The following is a 957-nucleotide window of genomic DNA, read 5'->3' as shown; positions in this document are numbered from 1 at the left end:
GGGATACAGAGACAGAATGCGTGATTTCCAGTTTCCCGGCCGCTCGCCGGTTCGTGCCAGCGAAGCGGTCGCCGCGACATCGCACCCGCTGTCGACGCTCGCGGCGATCGAGATGCTGCGCGCCGGCGGCAATGCCATGGACGCGGCGGTCTGCGCCGCCGCCGTGCAGGCCGTGGTCGAGCCGCAATCGACCGGCATAGGCGGCGATTGTTTCGTGCTCTACTGCCCGGCGGGACAAGGTGACGTGCTGGCCTTCAACGGCTCCGGCCGCGCGCCGGCGGCCGCGACCGTCGACTGGTACCTGGACAGGGGTTTCAGCGAGCTTCCCAAACAGGGACCGCATGCAGTGACGGTGCCGGGCGCCATCGATGCCTGGTGCCGGCTGCTCGAGGACCATGGCAGCAAGGACCTCGCCGAGGTGCTGGCGCCGGCCATTCATTATGCCGAGAACGGCTATGTCGTGCACGACCGCGTCGCCTTCGACTGGGCGGACCCGGAGATCGACCTTGCCGCGGACGAACATGCCGCGCGCATCTTCCTGCCCGGCGGCAAGGCGCCGAGGGCCGGCGACGTCCACCGCCAGCCGGAACTCGCCGCTACCTTGCGCATCATCACCAAGCAGGGCCGCGCCGGCTTCTACGAGGGTGCTGTCGCCGACGATATGGTGCGCCGGCTCAAGGAATTGGGCGGGCTGCATAGCCAAGAGGATTTCGCGGCGACCAAAGGCGACTATGTGGCACCGGTCAGCACCTCCTACGGCGGCTACGACTTCCACCAGATGCCGCCGAACAACCAGGGGCTGACCGCGCTTCTAATGCTGAATGTGCTGTCCGGCTTCAAGCTTGGCGGGCTCGATCCCAATGGCGCCGAGCGGCTGCATCTGGAAATCGAGGCGGGGCGGCTGGCCTACCAGGACCGCGACCGTTTTGTGGGCGACCAGGACCAGGTCCCTGTGCC

Annotated in this window: 1 protein-coding gene; it reads left to right on the top strand. The window is 67.6% G+C overall.

The features are described 5' to 3' along the window. Nucleotides 1-16: 16 nt before the first annotated feature. Nucleotides 17-957: gamma-glutamyltransferase (locus tag EN780_RS35310; protein ID WP_189557051.1), on the top strand; the 941-nt coding region annotated here is incomplete at its 3' end.

The organism is Mesorhizobium sp. M4B.F.Ca.ET.089.01.1.1 (assembly GCF_004022605.1).
Lineage (GTDB): Bacteria > Pseudomonadota > Alphaproteobacteria > Rhizobiales > Rhizobiaceae > Mesorhizobium > Mesorhizobium abyssinicae.
The sequence above is the reverse complement of the archived record's forward strand: the minus strand, read 5'-3'. Positions and strand labels throughout refer to the sequence as shown.